Origin of the sequence: Tritonibacter aquimaris (genome assembly GCF_009617595.1) — a bacterium.
Classification (GTDB): Bacteria; Pseudomonadota; Alphaproteobacteria; order Rhodobacterales; family Rhodobacteraceae; genus Epibacterium; species Epibacterium aquimaris.
The window spans coordinates 81792-105046 of the sequence record NZ_WIXK01000006.1 but is presented as its reverse complement, the minus strand read 5'-3'; the positions used below and the strand labels follow the sequence as shown (position 1 = coordinate 105046).

Annotated in this window: 22 protein-coding genes and 1 tRNA gene; 15 read left to right on the top strand and 8 right to left on the bottom strand. The window is 54.7% G+C overall.

The window, feature by feature from the left end; all coding sequences use genetic code 11:
• The first annotated feature begins 46 nt into the window (after positions 1 to 46).
• Both ilvD and GG681_RS12955 read left to right on the top strand, forming a co-directional pair.
• On the top strand, positions 47 to 1897 hold the full coding sequence (gene ilvD, locus GG681_RS12960) for a dihydroxy-acid dehydratase (protein ID WP_153548443.1): 1851 nt from the start codon (positions 47 to 49) through the stop codon (positions 1895 to 1897).
• A gap of 77 nt (positions 1898 to 1974) precedes the next feature.
• Positions 1975 to 2505, top strand: coding sequence for an AAA family ATPase (locus GG681_RS12955; protein ID WP_153548442.1), 531 nt, complete (start codon positions 1975 to 1977; stop codon positions 2503 to 2505).
• A 259-nt stretch (positions 2506 to 2764) separates the two neighbouring features.
• Here GG681_RS12955 and GG681_RS12950 read toward each other — a convergent pair whose 3' ends face one another.
• On the bottom strand, positions 2765 to 3583 hold the full coding sequence (locus GG681_RS12950; RefSeq protein ID WP_153548441.1) for a sulfotransferase family protein: 819 nt from the start codon (positions 3581 to 3583) through the stop codon (positions 2765 to 2767).
• 153 nt (positions 3584 to 3736) lie between these two features.
• On the opposite strand from GG681_RS12950, the gene GG681_RS12945 reads away from it, so the two are divergent.
• Positions 3737 to 5314, top strand: a complete 1578-nt coding sequence (locus GG681_RS12945; protein WP_153548440.1) for a DUF5928 domain-containing protein — start codon at positions 3737 to 3739, stop codon at positions 5312 to 5314.
• 56 nt (positions 5315 to 5370) lie between these two features.
• Here the strand turns inward: GG681_RS12945 and GG681_RS12940 are convergent, their stop codons facing one another.
• Positions 5371 to 6006 carry a DUF1523 family protein gene (locus GG681_RS12940; protein WP_153548439.1) on the bottom strand — a complete coding sequence of 212 codons (636 nt, stop codon included), beginning with the start codon at positions 6004 to 6006 and terminating at the stop codon, positions 5371 to 5373.
• Positions 6007 to 6156: 150 nt separating this feature from the next.
• Positions 6157 to 7365, bottom strand: coding sequence for an aminopeptidase P family protein (locus GG681_RS12935; RefSeq protein ID WP_153548438.1), 1209 nt, complete (start codon positions 7363 to 7365; stop codon positions 6157 to 6159).
• Positions 7366 to 7684: 319 nt separating this feature from the next.
• Between GG681_RS12935 and GG681_RS12930 the strand changes: the two genes are divergently transcribed.
• Positions 7685 to 9160: an NAD-dependent succinate-semialdehyde dehydrogenase gene (locus GG681_RS12930; protein WP_153548437.1), complete on the top strand. Its 1476-nt coding sequence runs from the start codon at positions 7685 to 7687 to the stop codon at positions 9158 to 9160.
• A gap of 137 nt (positions 9161 to 9297) precedes the next feature.
• Complete coding sequence (locus GG681_RS12925; RefSeq protein ID WP_153548436.1) at positions 9298 to 11484, top strand: esterase-like activity of phytase family protein; 2187 nt, start codon at positions 9298 to 9300, stop codon at positions 11482 to 11484.
• A gap of 96 nt (positions 11485 to 11580) precedes the next feature.
• Here the strand turns inward: GG681_RS12925 and GG681_RS12920 are convergent, their stop codons facing one another.
• The 3 genes from GG681_RS12920 to GG681_RS12910 form a co-directional block, all read right to left on the bottom strand.
• A complete protein-coding gene (locus GG681_RS12920) occupies positions 11581 to 12045 on the bottom strand; it encodes an Hsp20 family protein (protein ID WP_153548435.1) in 465 nt (154 codons plus the stop codon).
• Between the two features lie 132 nt (positions 12046 to 12177).
• Positions 12178 to 12993: a trypsin-like serine peptidase gene (locus GG681_RS12915; RefSeq protein ID WP_328593381.1), complete on the bottom strand. Its 816-nt coding sequence runs from the start codon at positions 12991 to 12993 to the stop codon at positions 12178 to 12180.
• Entirely contained in the window at positions 12990 to 13796 is an 807-nt protein-coding gene (locus GG681_RS12910; RefSeq protein ID WP_153548528.1) for a trypsin-like serine peptidase, read from the bottom strand. The genes GG681_RS12915 and GG681_RS12910 overlap by 4 nt, the downstream gene beginning before the upstream one ends.
• Positions 13797 to 14055: 259 nt before the next feature.
• Here GG681_RS12910 and GG681_RS12905 point away from each other — a divergent pair, with 259 nt between their 5' ends.
• On the top strand, positions 14056 to 14790 hold the full coding sequence (locus GG681_RS12905) for a DUF599 domain-containing protein (protein ID WP_153548434.1): 735 nt from the start codon (positions 14056 to 14058) through the stop codon (positions 14788 to 14790).
• Positions 14791 to 14812: 22 nt separating this feature from the next.
• Positions 14813 to 15190 carry a hypothetical protein gene (locus tag GG681_RS12900; protein ID WP_194287177.1) on the top strand — a complete coding sequence of 126 codons (378 nt, stop codon included), beginning with the start codon at positions 14813 to 14815 and terminating at the stop codon, positions 15188 to 15190.
• A 6-nt stretch (positions 15191 to 15196) separates the two neighbouring features.
• Here the strand turns inward: GG681_RS12900 and rlmH are convergent, their stop codons facing one another.
• Both rlmH and rsfS read right to left on the bottom strand, forming a co-directional pair.
• Complete coding sequence (gene rlmH, locus GG681_RS12895; protein WP_153548433.1) at positions 15197 to 15667, bottom strand: 23S rRNA (pseudouridine(1915)-N(3))-methyltransferase RlmH; 471 nt, start codon at positions 15665 to 15667, stop codon at positions 15197 to 15199.
• 50 nt (positions 15668 to 15717) lie between these two features.
• Positions 15718 to 16101: a ribosome silencing factor gene (gene rsfS, locus GG681_RS12890; RefSeq protein WP_153548432.1), complete on the bottom strand. Its 384-nt coding sequence runs from the start codon at positions 16099 to 16101 to the stop codon at positions 15718 to 15720.
• A 173-nt stretch (positions 16102 to 16274) separates the two neighbouring features.
• On the opposite strand from rsfS, the gene GG681_RS17920 reads away from it, so the two are divergent.
• From GG681_RS17920 to GG681_RS12850, 8 genes are all read left to right on the top strand, one after another.
• Positions 16275 to 16493, top strand: a complete 219-nt coding sequence (locus GG681_RS17920) for a hypothetical protein (RefSeq protein WP_235899938.1) — start codon at positions 16275 to 16277, stop codon at positions 16491 to 16493.
• 56 nt (positions 16494 to 16549) lie between these two features.
• Positions 16550 to 17956 (top strand): 3-isopropylmalate dehydratase large subunit, encoded by a 1407-nt coding sequence (gene leuC, locus GG681_RS12880; protein WP_153548431.1) that lies wholly within the window; start codon positions 16550 to 16552, stop codon positions 17954 to 17956.
• A 12-nt stretch (positions 17957 to 17968) separates the two neighbouring features.
• Positions 17969 to 18574, top strand: a complete 606-nt coding sequence (gene leuD / locus GG681_RS12875; RefSeq protein ID WP_153548430.1) for a 3-isopropylmalate dehydratase small subunit — start codon at positions 17969 to 17971, stop codon at positions 18572 to 18574.
• Between the two features lie 354 nt (positions 18575 to 18928).
• The gene (locus GG681_RS12870) at positions 18929 to 19762 is read left to right on the top strand and encodes a hypothetical protein (protein ID WP_328593380.1); all 834 of its coding nucleotides are present in this window, start codon (positions 18929 to 18931) and stop codon (positions 19760 to 19762) included.
• On the top strand, positions 19759 to 20796 hold the full coding sequence (locus GG681_RS12865) for an endonuclease/exonuclease/phosphatase family protein (RefSeq protein ID WP_153548429.1): 1038 nt from the start codon (positions 19759 to 19761) through the stop codon (positions 20794 to 20796). Before GG681_RS12870 ends, GG681_RS12865 begins: the two co-directional genes overlap by 4 nt.
• Positions 20797 to 20906: 110 nt before the next feature.
• Entirely contained in the window at positions 20907 to 22010 is a 1104-nt protein-coding gene (gene leuB / locus GG681_RS12860; RefSeq protein ID WP_153548428.1) for a 3-isopropylmalate dehydrogenase, read from the top strand.
• 149 nt (positions 22011 to 22159) lie between these two features.
• Positions 22160 to 23116, top strand: coding sequence for a DMT family transporter (locus tag GG681_RS12855; protein WP_153548427.1), 957 nt, complete (start codon positions 22160 to 22162; stop codon positions 23114 to 23116).
• Between the two features lie 45 nt (positions 23117 to 23161).
• Positions 23162 to 23238, top strand: a tRNA-Pro gene (locus GG681_RS12850).
• The last annotated feature ends 17 nt before the right edge of the window (positions 23239 to 23255 follow it).

Genomic DNA, 23255 nt, shown 5'->3' with positions numbered 1-23255 from the left:
TTGCGCAAATAGTGTCCCTGTGGGCAAAAATTAGGGAAAACGCACAATGCCGATGTACCGATCAAGAACCTCCACCCATGGCCGTAACATGGCAGGCGCCCGCGGTTTGTGGCGCGCCACAGGCATGACCGATAGCGACTTTGGCAAGCCGATTATTGCGATCGTCAACTCCTTTACCCAGTTTGTTCCGGGCCACGTGCACCTGAAAGATCTGGGCCAGATGGTTGCGCGCGAAGTTGAAGCCGCTGGTGGTGTTGCCAAAGAGTTCAACACCATTGCGGTGGATGATGGCATCGCCATGGGCCACGACGGCATGCTTTATTCGCTGCCTTCGCGTGAGGTAATCGCAGATTCCGTTGAATATATGGTCAACGCCCATTGCGCCGATGCAATGGTGTGTATCTCCAACTGTGACAAGATCACCCCCGGCATGTTGATGGCGGCAATGCGCCTGAACATTCCGGTGATCTTTGTCTCCGGCGGCCCGATGGAAGCGGGCAAAATCGACATCGAAGATCTAGATATGAAAAAGATCGACCTGGTGGATGCCATGGTTGCGGCGGCAAATGACAAATTCACCGATGAGCAAGTGCAGCACATCGAAGAAAACGCCTGCCCTACCTGTGGCTCCTGCTCGGGCATGTTCACCGCAAACTCGATGAACTGTCTGGCTGAGGCGCTGGGGCTCGCGCTGCCGGGCAATGGCTCCACACTGGCGACCCACTCAGACCGTAAACAGCTGTTCCTGGAAGCAGGCCGCAAGATCGTTGAGATCACCAAACGCCACTATGAACAGGATGAAAAAGGCCTGCTGCCGCGCGAAATCGCAACCTTTGAAGCGTTTGAAAACGCGATGTCGCTGGACATCGCCATGGGCGGATCCACCAATACTGTTTTGCACCTTCTGGCCATCGCTCATGAAGGTAAGGTCGATTTCGACATGACCGATATGGATCGGCTCAGCCGTAAAGTGCCCTGCCTGTGTAAAGTGGCACCCAACACCCATAACGTTCACATGGAAGACGTGCACCGCGCCGGTGGTATTTTCTCGATCCTTGGCGAACTGAGCCGCGCCGGGCTTTTGCACACAAATGTTCCCACCGTGCACTCCAGCACCATGGGCGAAGCCATCGCAAAATGGGATGTCACAGTCGCCAATAACCCCGCTGCGGAAGAGCTGTTCAAGGCGGCGCCCGGCGGTGTGCGCACCACCCAGGCGTTTTCGCAGTCCAACCGCTACAAAGAGCTCGACACTGACCGCGAAGGCGGCGTGATCCGTTCCAAGGAACATGCCTTCAGCCAGGATGGTGGTTTGGCGGTTCTGTTTGGCAATATCGCGCTTGACGGTTGTATCGTGAAAACTGCTGGTGTGGATGCCTCTATCCTGCAGTTCACTGGCAATGCCTATGTCTGTGAAAGCCAGGACCAAGCGGTAAGCGACGTTCTGACCGGCAAGGTGAAGGCGGGTGATGTTGTAGTGATCCGCTATGAAGGCCCCCGTGGTGGCCCCGGCATGCAGGAAATGCTGTATCCAACGTCGTATCTGAAATCCAAAGGGCTCGGCAAAGAATGTGCGCTGCTCACGGATGGTCGTTTCTCGGGCGGGACATCCGGCCTGTCGATTGGGCACGCCTCACCTGAGGCGGCAGAAGGTGGCGCGATTGGTCTGGTGCAAAACGGCGACAAGATCGAAATCGACATCCCCAACCGCTCGATCAATCTGATGATCTCCGATGAAGAGCTGGACGCGCGCCGCAAGATCCAGGACGAAAAGGGCTGGAAGCCAGAGAAGCCCCGCAAACGCAAGGTTTCAACCGCGCTCAAAGCCTATGGCATGCTGGCAACATCCGCTGCCAAAGGTGCGGTACGTGCGCTGCCGGATGACTACGACAGCTGATCGGTGATATCTTTTATGAACCCGCAACACCCTCTGGCCCAACCGGCCAGAGGGTATTTTTTTGATGAGGTGGCCATATGGGAAAACGTTTTCTAATCACGGGGTGTAGCGGTGGTGGGAAATCCACGCTCTGTGACGCCTTGTCCGCCGCCGGGTTTCACATTGTTGCAGAACCCGGGCGTCGCATTATCAAACAGGAACAAGAAACCGGCGGGACTGCAGTGCCATGGACCGATATGGCAAGCTTTCTCCTACGCGTAAAAGAGGTCTCACTGCAGGACCTTGACGCGACTGCTGCCCGCTCACAACCCGTGTTTTATGATCGCGGTCTATTGGATGCCGCTGTTGCAATGGCTCATGGCGATGGTGCTTGCCCTTCCGCCTATCTGCCCACGCAGTTTCCCTATGATGCGCCGGTCATTCTTGCCCCACCATGGCGTGAGATCTATGTAAGCGACTGTGATCGCAGGCATGGGTTTGACGAAGCGATGGCAGAATTTCGACGTATCAAATCCTTCCTGGAGAAGATGGCGCTAGAAACCATCACTTTGCCCAAAACATCCACAGCTGAGCGTGTGAGGCTGATCCGCAGGTCACTAGCGCTATAAGCAAGCGGAGTACTCCCGCCCTTTCAATGCCGCACCAGCCTCTGGCTGGCACCACTTGAAACCTTGGGCCGCGCGCCGGGCGGTGCCCGGCGCAGGTACGCAAACCGCCAACGCAGCTGCCACACACCACCGCTGCATAAAATCACGCATTGGATTGTCATCAGCGCCCCGCCGAGCGTCAGCTCGGCGCGCGGCCCAACGGGAGCTGATCATTTTAATGATCAAACGACGGGCGGGAGCAGCCCCCGCAATATGGCTCTCACTCACCTAGCTTGGCGTGAACCTCTTCGAGATCGATTTCACCAATGGGCATTTTGTTGCCCGGGTTTTCAAAATCATATTTGAACAACTCGAAATCGCGTTTGTAGATCTCATAGATAAGATGCATCGACAGATCGTCGAAATAATCCTCAACCGGATGCGCGCGTTTGGGGCCGTGGCCTTCGCTTTCGTTGAAGCGTGGGATCGATGTCAGATCAACGGTATGGGGTGTTTCGATTTCATCCAGAACCTGCTGCATGCCGTCGTTGAACTGTTCCGTCCAAAAGATCTTATCATAGCGCCCGCCGTTCCAGATGAAGGTGGAAACATGACCCGACGTTGATGACCAGTGGATGTCTGGTTCCATCGGGCGACGAAACCGCACAGTGTCGCGCACAAACAGCAGGAAACGGCGGAAGCTTTTGATCTGGTCAAACTCATGCTTGCCATCATCACCGCCCACTTCGATGCCATAATCATAGACCAGTTTGGGCACCAGGTTGCCACGGTAGCGGCGACCATTGCGCTGAATACCGCAGATCTTGTCAAAAAATGAGCTGAGCACCCGCGTGTAAGGGTTTCGCACACAGGTGAAGGCATAGGTGCTGTGCGCGTTGACCACGCGCGAAATTGGGGCCTGGCTGTGATCTAGCGCCCATTTGTGCAGGCCATCCTGCGCGTCGTGAATGTCACCATCAAAAAAGCGGCCATGATCCGAGTAATACATGATCTGGCCAATGGTGGAGCAGGCACATTTGGGCACCACACGGTAAAGGACGCTTTCGCTTTCGGTCATCCAAGTTCCGGGAAAGCCCATCTATACACCTCTCATTTGGGACGTAGCACCATATCGCAACCGCGCTGCATTCTTAACGCTTAAGATAAAATACAGAACATTCTGGTTTATTCACCCTGTTTTCCCCCTTATCAAGAGAAACAATTTCTATAAGTTGAGCAAACTTTTCCCCTGATGGCACAAATCGCATATATTCTTCTTTGCCACAAAGACCCGGATGCGGTGATCCAGCAAGCCACGCAGCTGACAGCCGTGGGCGACTATATTTCCATCCATTTTGATGCCAGCGCCGCCAATGCGGATTTTGACCGTATTCAACAGGCTCTGAAGAACAATCCCAATGTCGCCTTTGCGCGCAAACGGATCAAATGTGGCTGGGGGGAATGGTCGCTGGTTCAGGCCACGCTTTATGCCTTGGAAACAGCAGAAGCGCAGTTCCCGCATGCAACCCATTTTTATATGGTTTCAGGCGATTGCATGGCGGTCAAAACGGCGGAATACGCGCATCAGTTTCTGGATCGCAATGCATGTGATTTCATCGAAAGCTTTGATTTTTTTGACAGCAACTGGATCAAAACCGGGATGAAAGAAGACCGGCTGATCTATCGCCACTTTCTCAACGAACGCAAACATAAGTCGCTGTTTTACGCCAATGTCTATTTGCAGCGCAAACTGGGCCTGAAACGTAAGATCCCCGCAGATATTCAGGTGCAAATCGGCAGCCAATGGTGGTGCCTACGCCGCCGCACTGTTGAAAAACTGCTGGAATTTGTCAAAGCGCGCAAAGATGTGGTGCGGTTCTTTCGTACCACCTGGATCCCGGATGAAACCTTCTTTCAGACCCTGGTGCGTCATCTGATCCCGGAGCAGGAAATTCAGTCTCGCACGCTGACATTCCTGATGTTCAGCGACTACGGCATGCCGATCACGTTTTATAATGACCATTATGATCTGCTGCTTGGGCAGGATTTTCTGTTTGCCCGCAAAATCAGCCCCGAAGCCAAAGATCTGAAACAGCGGCTCGGCAAGCTCTATGCCGCAACTGGCGTTGAGTTTTCCATCTCAAATGAAGGACGCAATCTGCAGCGGTTCTTATCAGAACGTGGGCGCAAAGGGCGTCGTTTTGCGCCCCGGTTTTGGGAAACAGAGAGCAGCCTGGGCCATGAACGCGAACTGATGATTGTGACATGTAAGAAATGGCACGTTGCAAAACGCCTGCTGGAGCCGGTGCGTCAGGCCACCAATGTACCTTGTCTCGAATATATCTTTAACGAAGGTGATGCCCCCCTGCCTGATCTTGGCGGCATTCAAGCGTCACTCGAAAAACGCACACGCCATCGGCGCGCATTGATGCGGATGTTGTTTGACTATTTCGACAGTGACCGGATGGTCCTGTGTCTGGATCCATCCTCGCTTGACCTGATACAGGATTTTTACACCGACCGCGCCAAGGTGCGCCTGCTGCAGGTTGAGTGTAATTTCACGGATACCTATCTTGCAGGTCACGCACGTCGTGTCGGGCTTGCAGGTGAAAACACATCAGATCAGACGCTGGAACGGCTGCTCCCAACCATTCGCAACGACATTTTGCACGAAGCGGATCAGCTGCGCGACGCGGATCTCGCCAATCATGTGATCTTGCGCGAAAACAATTCGCCTGACCTCAACCGCGCACGATTGCAAACGTTTCTATCAGTGTCATCCGAACAGGCCGACCGCATCCTTGCCACTGAACATCTGTTCTCAGACTAAAGGGCCAGCTGCAGGCAAAGGTCACATCGCCGACCATTGCCTGCAGGGTGTGAAACTTACTTCTTTTTCCACCATCTAGAGACGCGGGATTTGCGATCTTCAATCGCATCACCAACGGCAAAGATGCCGTCTTCCACATCCTCGATCAATGGATCAACCCGGCGTGCTTTGAACCGGCGCCAGCGCACGTAAAGCGCCCAGAACACCACAGCAAACAACACCAGAATGACAATGCTGACCCAATTGGTGATAGAGGCATCCGGCCCCGCAACGGGTTTCACGGAAATCGCATTGGGGAAGATGGTCAGATATTGATTGCGCCAACCGTAATGTTTGATGGCGACCCACTCAGGATCATCTTTGGTTGAGACCATATCATTGGCCTGAGTATAAAGATTGGCGGTATCGAATTTGAAATAGGGCGGCCAGCTCCAACCGGTGTCTTCATTGCGATACACCACCGCTTTTTCATCCGGGGTCATGGCCTGGATGAACTGGACGTCGCGGTTTTCCAGACCGGCGCTTTGGGTGTCGGGTTTGGACCAGAACATACGGGTCCAGTCGTTCAGCTCCTGGCGCTCTTCATAGGTGCTGACAATGCGCACAATATCGTATTGTGGCAACGTGTAATGCAATAGGCTCGCCACTGCGCCCCAAAACACCAGCGCAAATACCCAACGTATATAGCCCATTCCTCTGTCTCCGCTTGATACAGCCATCGGCGCTTTTGCCCTGCGCCACTTGTTATGTGGTGGATGCAGAGCAAAAGGCCAAGCGTCAAGGGGAGCTTATCAGACAATTATGCGCTGATGCGTAAAAGCGCCGCGCACAAAGACGCCTGATCACGCAATCAAGTTGAACTCGGGTCCATAGGGGTATTTCGTGATGTTTTCATTGTCATCCTCGGTGATGATCAGGATGTCATGTTCACGATAGCCCCCAGCCCCCGGATTGCCCTCTGCAATTGTCAGCATCGGCTCCATCGAAATCACCATGCCGGGTTCCAACACGGTATCGATGTCTTCGCGCAGCTCAAGCCCGGCCTCGCGCCCATAGTAGTGCGACAACACCCCAAAGGAATGGCCATAACCAAAGCTGCGGTATTGCAAGAGATCACGCTCAGAAAAGAACGTGTTGATCTTTTCGGTGATCTCGGCACAGCTGGCTCCGGGTTTCAGCAGGGAAATCCCATATTCATGGGCTGCAACGTTGGCTTCCCAATACTCAAGGCTGGCTTTGTCCACTTCACCCACAAACATCGTGCGTTCAAGCGCGGTGTAATAGGCTGAAATCATCGGGAAAGTGTTGAGCGAAAGGATATCGCCGCGCTGAAGACGCCGGCTCGTCACCGGATTGTGCGCCCCATCAGTGTTGATCCCGGATTGGAACCACACCCATGTGTCGCGGTATTCTGCATCTGGAAATTTGGCGGCAATTTCCAGCTCCATTGCGTCACGCCCAGCCATCGCAATGTCGATTTCACGCGCCCCTTCTTTGACCGCGTCACGGATGGCATAGCCACCCACATCAGCAACTGCGGCACCGGCACGGATGAGCTCAATCTCCGCCGCTGATTTGCGCATCCGCTGCTGCATCGTGACCTCAGACAGATCGACGATACGTTCAGGCAGCAAGAAGGCATCAAGCTTCTGTTTCTGCAGCAGTGTCAGGTGATCGCTCTCATAGCCGACAGAGGCACCCGCTCCGGTAACAGACCGGATCGCGCGCCAGAAGTTGTCCCGCTGCCAGTCTGTATAGGTGATATTGTCGCAAAACGAACGCCGCCACGGCTGCCCTGCATCAATACCCGCACTGATCGTAACTGCAGCATCAGCCGTCACCACCAGCGCATAGGGGCGGCCAAAGGCACAATAGGTAAAGCCGGAATAGTAAGACACATTGTGCATCGAAGTGAAAACGGCCGCGGAGGTGCCGTGCGTCTCCATACTTTGACGCAGCCCCGCAATGCGGGCCTCATATTCGGCCACCTCAAATTGCAAAGGGGCCTTGGTGCCATTGTGAAGACGGTAATACTCTGGACGAGTGGTCATGCTCTGGATCCTTCTTGATTAAAGAAAGCTCCCGGCGTTCAGGAAGTGTAAGATAGTACGGTTCATGCAGCGGCTTCATACTGACCGAAGCATGCGGCGACGCCATCGCCCAACCGTTGTTACAGCAGGCCATAGCTTAGCATTATGTGCAAGGAAATTCTATTTCCTTGCCTTTGGCTGCTGCTTTGATGTGCGAAAATGACTTTGCGTCGCCTGGTCGCGTTGGCCTTATCAGATCCCTGATCTGGCATTACTTATAGGCTGGACAAGTTAAACAATCGCTGTTTTCGATATTTAAAATTTCGTTGGAGGACCGCAGATGCCTGACACTGTGTTGGATTTGAAATCCAAATTAAAAGACCCGTCGCTTCTGGAAGTCAGAGGCTATGTTGGCGGGGCGTTCGTTTCTGGTGAAGCGGGTGAATTTCCGGTCTTGAACCCGGCATCCGGTTTTGAGGTTGCCACAGTTGCCGATCTATCGCGCGCGCAGGTGGCAGGGGCAATTGCACAGGCCGAAGCCGCGCAGAAAGACTGGGCGAAATGGACCGGTAAAGAACGCGCAAACATCTTGCGCAAATGGTTTGATCTGATGATGGAGAACCAGGAGGATCTCGCCGTCATCTTGACCGCCGAAATGGGTAAACCTCTGACAGAGGCACGCGGTGAGATCGCCTATGGTGCCTCGTTCATTGAGTTTTACGCCGAAGAGGCCAAACGTATCTACGGTGAGACCATCCCCGGACATCAGCGCGACAAACGCATCACCGTGCTCAAACAGCCCATTGGTGTCGCGGCCTCGATTACCCCGTGGAATTTCCCCAATGCGATGATCACCCGCAAAGCAGGCCCAGCGCTTGCAGCGGGCTGTGCCTTTGTCGCGCGCCCCTCCGAGGAAACACCGCTGTCGGCCACCGCTTTGGCGGTGTTGGCCGATCGTGCGGGCATTCCTGCGGGCGTTTTTAATGTGGTCCCCAGCGTCAACGCAGCTGAGATTGGCAAAGAATTCTGCGAAAACGACGCGGTGCGGAAGCTGACTTTCACCGGTTCCACCAATGTTGGGCGGATCCTGTTGCGTCAGGCCGCCGACAGTGTGATGAAATGCTCGATGGAGCTTGGCGGCAACGCGCCCTTCATTGTGTTTGACGATGCAGATCTTGATGCGGCGGTTGAAGGCGCAATCATGTGCAAGTTCCGCAACAACGGCCAGACCTGTGTCTGCGCCAACCGAATCTATGTACAGGCCGGGGTCTATGAAGCCTTTGCCGAGAAACTGCGTGCCAAAGTCGCTGAGATGAAAGTTGGTGATGGGTTTGAGGCCGACACCGCATTTGGACCACTGATCAACGCCAAGGCAGTTACCAAGGTTGAAGAACATATTGCAGACGCGCAGGCAAAGGGCGGCAAGGTCATTTTGGGTGGCAATCGCTCAAATCTCGGCGGCACCTTCTTTGAACCAACCATCATCACCGGCGCCACCACCGAAATGGTCTTTGCCACAGATGAAACCTTCGGGCCAATGGCACCGCTGTTTAAGTTCGAAAATGAGGACGAGGTCATCCAGATGGCCAATGACACCATCTTTGGTCTTGCGTCTTATTTCTACGCCAAGGATCTGAGCCGGGTCTACAAGGTGGCGGAAGCGCTCGAATACGGCATCGTCGGTGTAAACACCGGAATCATCTCGACAGAAAACGCACCTTTTGGCGGCATCAAACAGTCTGGCCTTGGCCGCGAGGGCAGCCACCACGGCATCGAAGACTACCTAGAGATGAAATACATCTGCATGTCTGTCTGATGCATTGAATGTAAAAAATAAATCGGCCGCAGCGTCCCACAAGCTGCGGCCTTTTACATTTCTGCAGTAAAACCGTCATCAGCACGTCACCTAAGCAACGTCACTTCTCCTCAAATTTCAAATTTGGGAGAACACAGATGTCCGTGCGCCTTCTTTGCCTGACATCAGCCCTGGCCCTGAGCGCTGTTCAGGCTTCGGCTGAAATGAACTTCAACCGCATTGCTTCTTTCCCGGTCATCAAGAACATGGCCGCAGGTGAAGACACCAAACGCGAGAGCTCACCTGAGATCATCGACGTCACCGCAGATGGCATGACGCTGGTGTACACCGACAGCCCGCTTGGCGCGCTTGGTATGATCGACATCACTGATCCGAAAAACCCCGCACCTAAGGGCAATATCGATCTGGGCGGCGAGCCGACATCGGTCGCGATTGTGGGCACCACCGCTTATGTGGGTGTGAATACATCGGAAAGCTACACACAGCCTTCTGGCTTTTTGAAAGCCATCGACACCAAAACTGGTGCCGAAGTTGCAGCCTGTAACCTGGGCGGCCAACCCGACAGCGTTGCCAAGGCAAAAGACGGCTCTTTCATTTCCGTTGCGATCGAAAACGAGCGTGACGAAGATCTCAACGATGGTGTGATCCCGCAACTGCCAGCAGGCAACCTTGTGATGATCAACACCACCGAGGGCGGTTTGGATTGTGCTTCCATGAAAATGGTAGATCTGACCGGCCTGGCAGAGGTTGCAGGCTCCGATCCTGAGCCCGAATATGTTTCGATCAACGCGCTGGGTGAAACCGTGATCACCCTGCAGGAAAACAACCACATGATTGTGGTTTCCAAAGATGGTGAAGTGCTCAACCACTTCTCAGCTGGTTCCGTTGATCTGAAAAACATCGACGCAACAGACGAACGCGGCGCGCTGCTCTTCACCGAAAGCCAGGACGGCCGTCTGCGCGAACCGGATGCGGTGACCTGGATTGATGACAATCATTTCGCCACCGCAAACGAAGGTGATTACAACGGCGGCTCGCGCGGCTGGACCATCTTCCACAAGGATGGCACCGTTGTGTATGAAAGCGGCACCGACTTTGAACATGCAATCGTTCAGATCGGCCACTACCCGGACAAACGCTCGGATTCAAAAGGTGTTGAGCCTGAGTCCGTGACTTTTGGTGAATTCGGCGGCACCCCATACGTGTTTGTTGGTGCGGAACGCGCATCTGTTGTGGGTGTCTATGACGTCACCAACCCAGCTGCTCCGGTTCTGAAACAGCTGCTCTCCTCCGGCGTTGGCCCAGAAGGCTATGTGACCATCCCGTCGCGCAACCTGCTGGTATCGGCCAATGAAAAAGACCTGATCGAAGACAAAGGTGCACGCGCGCACGTCATGCTGTTTGAATATCAGGATGCACCGGCCCAATATCCGCACCTGACCTCAGAAGGCATGGATGAGCTGGTTGGCTGGGGCGCGATCTCTGGCATGGTGGCTGATAACGATGGCATGATCTACGCCGTGAACGACAGCTTCTACAGCTTCCAGCCGTCGATCTTTAAGATTGATCCCTCCCAGACCCCGGCCCGCATCGTGGATGTCATCCGCGTTCACCGTGCCAATGGCCAGCCTGCCCAGAAGCTTGACCTCGAAGGTATCACGCTGGACGGCAAAGGTGGTTTCTACCTCGCATCTGAAGGCCGCACCGACCGCGCCATCCCGCATGCGATCTACCACGTAAACGGCGAAGGCCTGATCAAAAGCCACAAGCAGGAATATGGCCTGCCTGCGGAACTGATGGCGGTGGAAAAACGCTTTGGTTTTGAGGGCATCACCAAAGTGGGCGATACATTGTGGATGGCAGTTCAGCGTGAGTGGAAAGACGATCCCAAGAACCACGTGAAACTGGTGGCCTACAATCTGAAAACCAAAGAATGGGGCGCCGTACACTATCCAAAAGCTGAGCCTGCAAAAGGCTGGGTTGGCCTGTCAGAGATCGTCGCACATGGTGATTACTTCTATGTAATCGAGCGCGACAACCAGCATGATGACCGCGCCGTGACCAAAAAGGTCTACCGCATCCCGGCTGCTGATATGGTTCCGGCCAAGCTGGGTGGCGCGCTTCCTGTTGTGTCCAAAGAACTGGTGCGCGACCTGCTGCCAGACCTGAAATCCACCGGCGGCTATGTTCTTGATAAGGTCGAAGGTCTTGCGATCCTGAAAGACGGCACCGCATTTGTATCCACTGACAATGATGGTGTGGATGACAGCTCTGGTGAGACCATGTTCTGGTCGATTGGCTCCGTGAACAAAGCCACCAACTAAGACTGCAAAAAGCGGGGCTATTTCCTGCCCCGCACATCGCTTTTGCAACAAAAAAGCCCGCCAAATCGGCGGGCTTTATCGTTTTTTAGGTCAGGATCAGTTGACGGCCTTCGCTTCAATCTCAGCGGTTTCAGGCAGTTGACCATTGATCGCGATACGGCGCGGTTTCAGCGCTTCGGGGACTTCGCGCTGCAATTCAATATGGAGCATGCCATCAACGTGGCTTGCACCGGTCACACGGATATGATCCGCCAAGGTAAAACGGCGCTCAAACGCGCGGGTGGCGATGCCGCGATGCATATAGGAGCGCTCAGTTTCTTGTTCGGCCTTTTTCGCAGCCACGATAAGCGCGTTCTCTTTCACTTCGACGCTAAGCTCATTTTCAGAGAAGCCCGCAACCGCAATGGAGATGCGATAGGCATCATCGGCGGTTTTTTCGATATTGTAAGGGGGGTAGCTTTGCTGGGAGCCATCAGCGCTGAGTGCGCGATCCATCAGATCAGCGATTTGGTCAAAACCAATGGTTGCGCGGTGCAATGGCGCAAAGTCAAACGTACGCATGTCGTTTTATCCTCTTTCAAGAGCGATATATGTCAATGCCTTCCCCATGGGACAGGCGGTTTAATATCGGGCCCCGCTTTGGGCGACCCGACTGAATCAGATATGGGGAGTGTGACTGCGCGTTCAAGTGGGTCAGTCAGGGGCGCGGACAAATTTCGCACTGCTGCGTGCGCCACCGTTCTGGCGAATTGTACCTGCTTCGGCGGCCGGCGCATAAACACGATTGAGCCGCATCTGCGCCTTTAGCTCAGCGACCCGTTTAGGCAGCGTCATTCCATAGGCCAACCCACCTTCCTTAGAGGTGCTCACCTGCGATACGATGGAGACGATCCGTCCCCTGCCACCCACTTTGGAAAACACAGGTGCACCGGAAGAGCCAAAGGTCACATCACAATCGATTACAAAGAGATCTCGGTAGCGCTTCACCAGAGCGCAATGACGCTGGCGCGACGGCGCAGCTGAGCGTCCGCGCCCATATGAGGTGACCGAGAGGTTGTTGCCAAAATCACGGCCCGAATGGAGCACGAAAGGATCGGCAATTGAGGTGCTGATCGGCTCTTTCAGGCGGATCAAAGCGACATCATGGCGCACCCGATCCCACTTTTTACCCTCGCTTGGATGATACTTGGCATGTGGCTCCACCTGCAGCGCCTGCCGTTCTGCCAGCGCTACACCGTCGCTGAGTCCCGCGCGAAACAGGATCTTTTCCGCAGGGATCAATGTGCCATCCTTTGCGTACACACAATGAGCCGCCGTAAGCACCAGATCAGATGCAATCAAGGTGGCGGTGCAATAGCCTTTGCCCGATAGATCCAGCCGCCCCACTGCCTCCCAGCCCAAAAGATCACCGCGATTGTCCAATCGACGCAACCCTGACTGTTGGGCATGGGCCACGCTCACGAGGCCAAGAAACAGCAGCAGCGATATGAGCGGTCGGATCAACATCATGGCCGTATAAATTTCGCCCCTGTGTTGCTGTTGCCTTCGCCAACCCGCACCCGGCGTACGCCATTGGGCAATTGCGCCCCGGTGGCTGAGCTTGGCCGCAAATTGGCACGCAACAGTTCAAGATCTTCGGCCAGCGCCGCCCCCAATGAAACACGCTGCCCTTTAACTTCGGCTTTGGCGGAAATCACCGAAACAATGCGCGGCGTTGGCGTTTCAAAGGAAAACACAGGCGCGCCAGATGCGCCGAAATCCACGTCACATGACATCACCAGCATCCCGCCCTGTCGCGCCATCACGCCGCACACTTCCTGCAAGGAGGGCACTTCGGAGCGATCATGGGCGTAAGATACAACGCCAATTTTGTCGCCTTTTCGTGGGCGCGCATCAGTTTCAAAGGGGGTCACGCTGGTGTTGCGGATGGGTCGCTGCAGCTCAAGCAGTGCAATGTCATTGCGTACGCGGCGCGAAGAAACATCTTCGTCGTAAATGTATGACGGGTGAATGGAGGCACGCGAGACGCTACGATAGGCTGAGGCGCGCCCATTGCGCCACCCCGCCAGAAATTCAATCGACGTGGGATCCAGCGCGTCTTTGCTGTCGGGGTCAAACAGGCAATGGGCCGCGGTCAAAACCAGATCTGGTGCGATCAATGCACCGGTGCAAACCCCGTGGCCATCAATATCCAAACGGCCGACCGCATCCCAATCACGACCCGCATCTAAGGTGTTCAGGGGCTGCAACCCGCTGTCTTGGGCAAAGAGTGGTGTTGCGCATGAAGCAGCAACAAGCAGCGCCGCGCCCATCCGTTTCAGCTGTTTCAAAATCCCTGCCCCCGCTGGCCTTTGCCCAAACAACGATTGCGTGGGACTGGGGCCAAAATGGGGCAAGTCAGATGTTTTAAAAAGCCGTTAACCGAACTGTGATCAAAAAACCGCCATTTGCCCGTCCGCAAGCTGCGCATAAACGCAGCATTACGCAGCCTTATCCTAATTCCGCCCTACTTTGCAGGCCCTTCGATTTATCCAAGTGACAAATCCTGCAGGAAAGACCTATGGTAACTTCATGATTTGGCTGAACCGTATCTCTTTGTTTTCCGCGTTAGATTTTGCTGCCCTGGCGTTTTTGCTTGGTGTTTGGATCTGGATCGGATGGCGGATAGAAAACCCTTCGCTCAATCGCCCGTCCGTCTCCATTTTGATGTCTGACTTTCGCCACGACTGGATGAAAGAGCTGGTCACCCGACAGCCGCGGATCTTTGATGCACAGCTGATTGGAAACTTGCGCCAAGGCACCGCGTTCTTTGCCTCAGCCTCGATGATTGCAATCGGTGGTGGGCTGGCGCTGATCGGCAATACCGAGCAGTTTGTTGGCATTGCCAGTGATTTCATTCAGGCCAAAGCCCCCAATTTTGTCTGGGAAGTAAAACTGCTCATGGTGATTTTGCTGCTCAGCAACGCGTTTTTGAAATTCGTCTGGTCACACCGGCTGTTTGGCTATTGCTCTGTTGTTATGGCCGCGGTGCCAAATGACGCCAATGATCCACTTGCGTATCGGCGGGCCGAACAGGCAGCTGAGCTGAGCATAACCGCAGCGCGCAGTTTCAACCGCGGTATGCGCGCGACCTATTTTTCGCTGGCCACAACGGCCTGGTTGATCGGCCCGATTGCCCTGATGCTTGCAGTATCGATCACGCTAGCCGTGTTGTACCGACGCGAGTTTGCATCACAGTCGCGCGAAGCCCTGTTAAGCACCCCATCCGCCTATGCGCAGGCACGCAAACGTGATCTCACCCCGTGACGCTTCTTGTTAGGGTGGCCGCATGAAACCAAATCATTTTTTCTTTGTTACAGCTGCTTTTTCTGCAAGCCTTTGGGCGGGCACCGCCTTGGCGGATGCACCGGAAATTGTTGCGGCAAAAGCTCAGAAAGGCACAGGTGGCTGGCGGTTTGATGTCACTTTGCGCCACGGCGACACCGGATGGGATCACTATGCCGATGGCTGGCGTATCCTAGACGCTGATGGCACCGAGCTGGGGCTGCGCACACTGTTTCACCCGCATGAGCATGAACAGCCTTTCACCCGCTCCCTAAGCGGGGTCAGCATTCCTGACGGGGTGGACCGGGTGTTCGTACAGGCGCGCGACAATATTGATGGCTGGGCCGAGCCGCTGTTTACAGTGGAATTGCCGCGCAAGTAGGCACCATCAGCTGCGATGGTATGGGCTGCCCGATTGAATGGTGGCGGCCCGATAGATTTGTTCGGCCAGCATCAGCCGCACCATCATATGCGGCCAGACCATTTTACCAAATGAAATCGAAAAATCCGCTTCGGCCCGCAAACTGGCGTCGATGCCATCCGCGCCGCCAATAACAAAGGCGAGATCCTGACAGCCAGTGTCACGCCAGCCCGCAAGTTTGTTGGAAAATTCCGGAGAGCTCAGCAGCTTGCCACGCTCATCAAGGGTGCACAGCATTGCGCCTTTTGGCAAAGCCTTGCGCAACAGCTGCGCTTCGGCGCCCATGCCCGCGTTTTTCTTATCTTCCACCTCGATGACCCGCGCCGGACCTAAGCCAAGGCTGCGGCCGGTGCGATCAAAACGTGTGAGGTAGTCGTCAATAAGCGTCTTTTCCGGGCCCGCCCGCAAACGCCCTACCGCACAGATCTGTATGCGCATGTCTCAACCGTCTGAGTTATCCGCGTGGCCAAAATGGCCGCGCGCAGCTGTTAAACAGTGGTATCCGGTGCAGACGGTGCTGCGCCATTTGGCATCCACATTTTCTCGATCTGATAGAATTCACGCACTTCAGGGCGGAACAGATGCACGATCACATCACCGGTATCGATCAGGACCCAATCGCCGGTATCTTTGCCTTCGACTTTGCAGACAATGCCAAATTCCTGCTTCAGCCGATCCATCAGCTTTTCGGACATGCCCGCCACCTGACGCGAAGAGCGACCAGAGGCCACGATCATGTAATCACCAATGGAAGTTTTGCCACGCAGATCAATCTGCACGACATCCTCGGCTTTATCATCATCAAGGGAAGAAAGGATCCGACCCAGCAACGCATCGCTGGTGGGACGTTGAGAAGCGGCCTTTACGGCCATGGTGTGACCATTCTTGTTGGCCACGTCAGCTTGGGGTGACAGGACAAAGTCCTCCGTTTGGCGCGCCGCAAACCCCGGCGCCGGGTGATCCAACCCTAGCAGGAAACCCCCGGTTTTTCAACGAATGGAAGAATCCAGGGGGCGAATCGATGTGCATGTATGGTGGAGATGCCATGGGTTTTAAAGCGAAAACAAACGCCCTGAAGCGTTATCATACAAAGAATAGGCGGGTTTCAGGGCCATATTTGCGGCGAAGCCTTGATTGCCGCGATAAGCAAATGTATCTGAGCGACATGACCCTGGAAATTGCACAGCACTTTGATTTGGAAGATCGCGCGCGTCTACGTGAGCGGTTCTTTGGTGCTGCCCGCACGGTTCTGGCCCGCCTATAAACGGCGCTGCCCAACCATTCGCCAGCTTTGACCAACTTTCAAGGGGAGAGGACCTAATGTCCCCCAAAACGCTCTATGATAAAATCTGGGATGCTCACGTCGCTCATCAGGACGAAGACGGAACATGCCTGCTCTATATTGATCGCCACCTCGTTCACGAGGTGACCTCTGCGCAAGCTTTTGAGGGGCTGCGTCAAGCAGGCCGCAAAGTTCACGCCCCTGAAAAAACAATTGCGGTCCCAGACCACAATGTTCCAACCACGCTTGATCGTGCAGATCCGGCAACGATGACCGACGACAGCCGCATCCAAGTCGAAGCGTTGGACAAGAACGCAAAAGAATTTGGTGTGAACTACTATCCGGTTTCTGACGTGCGTCAGGGTATCGTGCACATCGTAGGCCCTGAGCAGGGCTGGACCCTTCCGGGTATGACCGTTGTATGCGGCGACAGCCACACCGCCACACATGGTGCGTTTGGTTCTCTGGCGCATGGTATCGGCACATCAGAAGTTGAACATGTTCTGGCGACTCAGACTCTGATCCAGAAAAAATCCAAGAACATGAAGGTGGAGATCACCGGCAAGCTCAAGCCGGGTGTCACCGCCAAGGATGTGACCCTTGCAGTGATCGGCGAAACCGGCACCGGCGGCGGCACCGGTTATGTGATTGAATACTGTGGTGAAGTAATCCGCGACCTTTCCATGGAAGGGCGGATGACCGTCTGCAACATGGCGATCGAAGGCGGCGCGCGCGCAGGTCTGATCGCTCCGGATGAAACCACATATAAATATGTAAACGGTCGCCCGCATGCGCCAAAAGGCGCGCAATGGGAAGCTGCGCTCAACTGGTGGAAAACGCTCTACACAGACGAAGACGCGCATTTCGACAAAGTTGTCACCCTGCGCGGTGAAGACATCGAACCTGTTGTAACCTGGGGCACCTCACCCGAGGATGTATTGCCAATCACCGGCAATGTTCCTGCACCCGAAGACTTCGAAGGCGGCAAAGTTGAAGCGGCCCGTCGTGCGATCGAATACATGGGGCTTGAGGCTGGCCAGAAGCTGACAGATATCGAAATCGACACTGTCTTTATTGGCTCCTGCACCAATGGGCGCATTGAAGATCTGCGTGCTGCAGCGCAGATTCTGAAAGGCAAGAAGATCAAGGACGGCATGCGGGCAATGGTTGTGCCTGGTTCCGGCCTTGTGCGTGCGCAGGCCGAAGAAGAAGGTCTTGCCGAAATTTTCAAAGACGCAGGCTTTGAATGGCGTATGGCGGGATGCTCCATGTGTCTTGCGATGAACCCGGATCAGCTCTCGGAGTATGAGCGCTGCGCGGCCACCTCGAACCGTAACTTCGAGGGCCGTCAGGGCTATAAGGGCCGCACCCATCTGGTTTCCCCCGCAATGGCTGCAGCAGCAGCTTTGACCGGGAAACTGACCGACGTACGTGAGTTGAGCTAAGAGGGCAGCACCATGGAAAAGTTCGAAACATTCACTGGGGTTGCTGCCCCAATGCCTTTGGTCAATATCGACACCGATATGATCATTCCAAAGATCTTCTTGAAGACCATCAAACGCTCGGGTCTGGGTGTGCATGCCTTTGATGAGATGCGTTATGATCGCCAAGGCAATGAGCTGCCCGATTTTGTGCTGAACAAACCAGCCTATCGTCAAAGCCAGATCATCGTTGCTGGTGATAACTTTGGCTGTGGTTCCTCGCGCGAGCACGCACCTTGGGCCCTGGCTGACTTTGGCATCAAAGTTGTGATCTCCACGTCTTTTGCGGACATCTTCTTCAACAACTGCTTCAAGAACGGCATGCTGCCGATCGAGCTGCCGCAAGAGCAGATCGATATTCTGATGAAGGATGCGGAAAAGGGTGAAAACGCGCGCATGACCGTTGATCTGGCGGCGCAGGAAATCACCACCTCCGAGGGAGAAGTGATCAAATTCCCCGTGGATGACTTCAAAAAACATTGCTTGATCAATGGCTTGGACGATATCGGCCTGACTATGGAAAAGGCAGATTCAATTTCCAGCTTCGAAGAAAAGATGTCTCAGTCGCGCCCCTGGATCTAATTCCCAAAGTGACTGACCTAATCCTTAAAAGGCTGCCTTCTGGGCGGCCTTTTCTGTTTCAGAAAGCCATGCGCGAACACAATTTTGCCTTAGTTCAAATTGTTCGCAAAACCCCATTTGACAAAGACGTCCGGCGCACCACAAATACCCCACTAAGCAAGCCGCTGTTTTAGAACAGAAAAGATGATGCAAAGAGGCATCACAGATCTAATTATCGCAGAAATTTTATCGCGCTCACCACTCTTTTCTTGAGCGGTTTAATTCAATCGTGATGAAATAGGGCAAAAATGAGGCAGGTAGTTCAACTGATTCAGTTGAGGCAAGCGCATCTGCCCAGATTGAGGATAAAGAGACGTGCTAGCTCGGATTGCGATGGCAGCCGCGCGGGGTCTATTGGTTGCAGTGCTCATTGCGGTGCCATCCATAGTTCTGACGCATCAGGCAGGAACCAACCCAGAGGTGGTGGTATTCCTTGCGCTGCTTGGTGCTGTGCTGATCTTTGCTGAATACAATTCGAATGCGCCCTCATTCCTCGAGTTTCGCGACGCACCGCCGCTCAATCGCAGCCGTTTCCTGGCTCTCTTTGCCATTCTCTTTGGCACCAGCCTGATTTTGCGGCATGAGTTTAACCCCAATGGGCTGACCGCACTGTTTTATGGTCTCGGCCTCAAGGTCGAATGGCTGGCCGATGTGCCGTTTTCTCCGGCACAACTCATGGTTGGTGCTATTTCAGGCACCACAAAAACCCTCAGCGTGGAGCATATCAAATCGGCTGCAAGCCTTTCATATGCGCTTTCACTCGTACTGATGATCGGGGGGATCGCCGCGATCCGGGTGGCGGGCTGGCCGCTGGCCAATGGCGCGTTCAACGTTTGGACCAACCTGCCACTTTTTGATCCCACCACCGGTGGCGATGTGGTGACACGGATGCAGCGTGAAGGGCGGATCAGTATTGCCATTGGTCTGGTGTTGCCGTTTGCAATTCCGGGTGGCATTCAAATGATTTCACTCAGTCCGCTGTCGCTTAATTTCGACCTTCCATTGATGCTCACTTGGGCGATTGCGCTTTGGGCGTTTGTCCCGGCCTCGATGGTTTTGCGCGGCTTTGCCATGCTCAGGATTGCAGATCTCATCGCAGCACAGCGGCGGCGGACCTATGCTGCTTCAGATCAGCTTCAAACCGCATGAGAGCGGTGCTGGCGGTCAGCTTTTTCCTATTTGGGGCGCTGGCAGCTTTGGCGGATACTTTCAAAATCGCAACTTATAACACCGAACTGTCGCAGGACGGTCCGGGGCTTTTGCTGCGCGCGTTGGAAACCAGGCGGCTTCCACAGGTTGAAGCCGTGCTTGCCACCCTTGCTGCTGCAGACGCTGATATTTTGATACTACAGGGGATCGATTGGGATCTTGAGCACGCCGCGCTCACCGCGTTGACCACCCGCCTCTCCGAACTTGGGATGGATTATCCGTTCACCTTTTCGCGCGAACCCAACAGCGGGTCTGCGACAGCGCTTGATATGAACGGAGACGGCAAACGTGCAACTGCTGCAGACACACAAAGCTATGGCGCATTTCGCGGCGCACATGGGTTGGCTGTACTCTCCCGCTTTCCACTGCAGACGGAAGAGGTGCGCGATCTAAGCACCTTGCTTTGGCAGGACCTACCCGATGCAAATCTTCCAACCCATGCGGATGACACACCATTCCCCAGCCGTGAGGCGCAATCAATTCAGCGTCTTTCCTCGACAAACCACTGGATCTTACCAGTTAAGATATCCGAGGCCTCCCAGATCAATCTGGTTGTTTTTCACGCCACCCCACCCGTGTTTGATGGCCCCGAAGACCGAAACGGCAAGCGCAACCGCGATGAGCTGTTGTTGCTGCAAAAAATTCTGGATGGCAGCTATCCCCCTCCGATCGATGGCCCGATCATTTTGGTCGGCGACGCAAATCTCGACCCAGACAAAGGGGCCGGACAAAAGCAGGCGATACGAGAGCTGCTGGCACACCCCCGCCTGCAAGACACCAGACCTCATGGTGAAATACATCAGAACGCAACAGTGAACTGGCAACAAACCGGCCCGATGCGCGTCGACTATGTATTGCCCGAAACCAGCTTAGAAACTGTCCGTTCAGCCGTGCTCTGGCCCAAAGATCAGACCCATCCCGCGCATAGCGCCAGCCGACACTACCTCGTTTGGGTGGAAATCGTCATTCCCTAGCCAAAGGCGGCTGTTTCAGGCCGTAATCTCTGCGCAAATTACCGCCCTGTTATTGACCCCATCCACATGGATCGTTACCCCCGGGGCAACCGATTTCAAGGAGTTTGAGGATGTCTAACCCATCGATTCTGATTCTGCCCGGCGACGGTATTGGCCCCGAGGTCATGGCCGAAGTGCGCAAGGTCATCAACTGGTATGGCGACAAGCGTGATATTCAGTTCGATGTGAGCGAAGACCTCGTTGGCGGCGCCGCATATGACGCCCATGGCACTCCGCTGCACGATGACACAATGGCCAAAGCCCAAGAAGCCGACGCAGTTCTTTTGGGCGCTGTTGGCGGCCCGAAATATGACGTTCTGGACTTTTCGGTAAAGCCAGAGCGTGGCCTGCTGCGCCTGCGCAAGGAAATGGATCTTTATTCCAACCTGCGTCCGGCACAGTGTTTTGATGCACTGGCTGACTTCTCTTCGCTGAAAAAAGACGTGGTTGCGGGCCTCGACCTGATGATCGTGCGCGAACTGACCTCGGGCGTGTATTTTGGTGAGCCTCGCGGCATCTTCGAAGAAGGCAACGAGCGTGTTGGCATCAACACCCAGCGCTACACCGAAAGCGAGATTGAACGCGCAGCCCGTTCCGCCTTTGAGCTGGCAATGCGCCGCAACAAAAAGCTCTGCTCGATGGAAAAAGCCAATGTCATGGAATCTGGCATTCTGTGGCGCGAAGTGGTCACCAAAGTGGGTGAAGACTACCCCGAAGTTGAACTGTCCCACATGTACGCCGACAATGGCGCCATGCAGCTGGTTCGCCAGCCCAAGCAGTTTGACGTGATTGTCACCGACAACCTCTTTGGCGATCTGCTGTCTGATGCGGCTGCAATGCTCACCGGTTCACTTGGCATGCTGCCTTCCGCTTCTCTCGGGGCTCCGATGGCAAATGGCCGCCCCAAGGCGCTCTATGAACCGGTACATGGTTCTGCGCCGGACATCGCAGGTGAGGGCAAGGCCAACCCGATCGCATGCATTCTCAGCTTTGCAATGGCGCTGCGTTACAGCTTTGATCTGGGCGACGAAGCGACCCGCCTGGAAACAGCCGTGGAGAAGGTGCTGGCTGATGGTGTGCGCACCGCGGATCTTCTTGGCGAAGAAGGTGTAACACCTGTGTCCACCTCTGAAATGGGTGATGCGATCGTTGCGGCTCTGACCGCCAGCCTTTAAATCACTTTCACAATCTAGTGTTAAACGGGCTGAACCATGGTTCAGCCCGTTTTGTTTTGCACCTTGCTTGTGACGCTCGAAAATCACTTGCTCGTACGCTACTTTTCATGACACGGTTGCGCTAACACCCTTCCCCGATTGGTCTTATCATGAACACCAAAGCCGTTCTTTACGCGCTGCTCGCGTTTGCAATTTTTTCAACACATGACGTTGTTGTTAAGTATCTCAGCGTGTCTCTGTCCGCGTTTCAGATTGTGTTCTTCAGCAGCCTGCTGTCCTTTCCGCTTCTGACACTGATGATGGTGCAGGATAAGACCCTCGACGGGCTGCGCCCCAAATATCCGGGCTGGACGATACTGCGTTCACTGATCATTCCGATCATCCCAACCGGCGCGTTTTATGCGTTTTCTGTTCTGCCACTGGCGCAGGCCTATGCTTTGTTCTTTGCTGCGCCGCTGCTGATCACGCTCCTATCCATTCCGGTTTTGAAAGAACGGGTCGGGCTGCACAGATTGTTGGCAGTTGCGGTTGGCTTTCTTGGGGTTGTTGTGGTGTTGCGACCTGGCGCAACAGAGCTGAGCTGGGGCCATGCTGCAGCACTTCTGGCGGCTTTTGGCAACGCGACCCAATCGGTGATCTTGCGCAAAGTGGGCAGCGCAGAAAAACCAGTTGTTTTGATGCTATACCCGCTGTTGGCCACGGTATTAGTGATGGCATTGGCCCTGCCCTTTACCTATCAGCCCCTGCAAGGAAGCGAGCTAGGCCAATTGGCACTGGTGGCTTTGCTTGGCTTTTTTGCGACCCTTTTGGTGGTCAAAGCCTACGCCCTTGGCGAGGCCACCACCGTCGCCCCTATGCAGTATTCCCAAATCATCTGGGCCTCGGCCTTTGGCAGCTTGTTATTTGGCGAAGCCCTTGATGTGGCAACACTAATGGGCGCATCCATTGTTATTGCAAGCGGCGTGTTCATCGTCATGCGTGAAGCCCGCGGCGGCAAGTCAGAAAACCGCCCGGTCCTGCAAACCCGCAGCCGCGCCGTCTCCAGTTTTGGCGCAAACGTATCCGTTTTCCTGCGCCAGCGCGGCGGTCGAAATACTGAGGATTAAGCACTTGCAAATCCTCAGGCCGAAGTATAGTCAGCCCTCCACGGTCGGAGCGTAGCTCAGCCTGGTAGAGCACTGTCTTCGGGAGGCAGGGGCCGGAGGTTCGAATCCTCTCGCTCCGACCAATATTTTCAAGAACTTA

Excerpts from the sequence above, each read along its gene's own strand:
- GG681_RS12865 (WP_153548429.1), top strand. The coding sequence starts at position 19,759 with ATGAGAGCGGTGCTGGCGGTCAGCTTTTTCCTATTTGGGGCGCTGGCA.
- GG681_RS12900 (WP_194287177.1), top strand. The coding sequence starts at position 14,813 with ATGAAACCAAATCATTTTTTCTTTGTTACAGCTGCTTTTTCTGCAAGC.
- GG681_RS12905 (WP_153548434.1), top strand. The coding sequence starts at position 14,056 with ATGATTTGGCTGAACCGTATCTCTTTGTTTTCCGCGTTAGATTTTGCT.
- GG681_RS12945 (WP_153548440.1), top strand. The coding sequence starts at position 3,737 with ATGGCACAAATCGCATATATTCTTCTTTGCCACAAAGACCCGGATGCG.
- GG681_RS12950 (WP_153548441.1), bottom strand. The coding sequence starts at position 3,583 with ATGGGCTTTCCCGGAACTTGGATGACCGAAAGCGAAAGCGTCCTTTAC.
- rsfS (WP_153548432.1), bottom strand. The coding sequence starts at position 16,101 with ATGGCCGTAAAGGCCGCTTCTCAACGTCCCACCAGCGATGCGTTGCTG.
- GG681_RS12920 (WP_153548435.1), bottom strand. The coding sequence starts at position 12,045 with ATGCGTACGTTTGACTTTGCGCCATTGCACCGCGCAACCATTGGTTTT.
- leuC (WP_153548431.1), top strand. The coding sequence starts at position 16,550 with ATGTCCCCCAAAACGCTCTATGATAAAATCTGGGATGCTCACGTCGCT.
- leuB (WP_153548428.1), top strand. The coding sequence starts at position 20,907 with ATGTCTAACCCATCGATTCTGATTCTGCCCGGCGACGGTATTGGCCCC.
- GG681_RS12855 (WP_153548427.1), top strand. The coding sequence starts at position 22,160 with ATGAACACCAAAGCCGTTCTTTACGCGCTGCTCGCGTTTGCAATTTTT.
- GG681_RS12940 (WP_153548439.1), bottom strand. The coding sequence starts at position 6,006 with ATGGGCTATATACGTTGGGTATTTGCGCTGGTGTTTTGGGGCGCAGTG.
- leuD (WP_153548430.1), top strand. The coding sequence starts at position 17,969 with ATGGAAAAGTTCGAAACATTCACTGGGGTTGCTGCCCCAATGCCTTTG.
- GG681_RS17920 (WP_235899938.1), top strand. The coding sequence starts at position 16,275 with ATGGGTTTTAAAGCGAAAACAAACGCCCTGAAGCGTTATCATACAAAG.
- GG681_RS12910 (WP_153548528.1), bottom strand. The coding sequence starts at position 13,796 with ATGGGCGCGGCGCTGCTTGTTGCTGCTTCATGCGCAACACCACTCTTT.
- GG681_RS12915 (WP_328593381.1), bottom strand. The coding sequence starts at position 12,993 with ATGATGTTGATCCGACCGCTCATATCGCTGCTGCTGTTTCTTGGCCTC.
- GG681_RS12925 (WP_153548436.1), top strand. The coding sequence starts at position 9,298 with ATGTCCGTGCGCCTTCTTTGCCTGACATCAGCCCTGGCCCTGAGCGCT.
- ilvD (WP_153548443.1), top strand. The coding sequence starts at position 47 with ATGCCGATGTACCGATCAAGAACCTCCACCCATGGCCGTAACATGGCA.
- GG681_RS12955 (WP_153548442.1), top strand. The coding sequence starts at position 1,975 with ATGGGAAAACGTTTTCTAATCACGGGGTGTAGCGGTGGTGGGAAATCC.
- rlmH (WP_153548433.1), bottom strand. The coding sequence starts at position 15,667 with ATGCGCATACAGATCTGTGCGGTAGGGCGTTTGCGGGCGGGCCCGGAA.
- GG681_RS12930 (WP_153548437.1), top strand. The coding sequence starts at position 7,685 with ATGCCTGACACTGTGTTGGATTTGAAATCCAAATTAAAAGACCCGTCG.
- GG681_RS12935 (WP_153548438.1), bottom strand. The coding sequence starts at position 7,365 with ATGACCACTCGTCCAGAGTATTACCGTCTTCACAATGGCACCAAGGCC.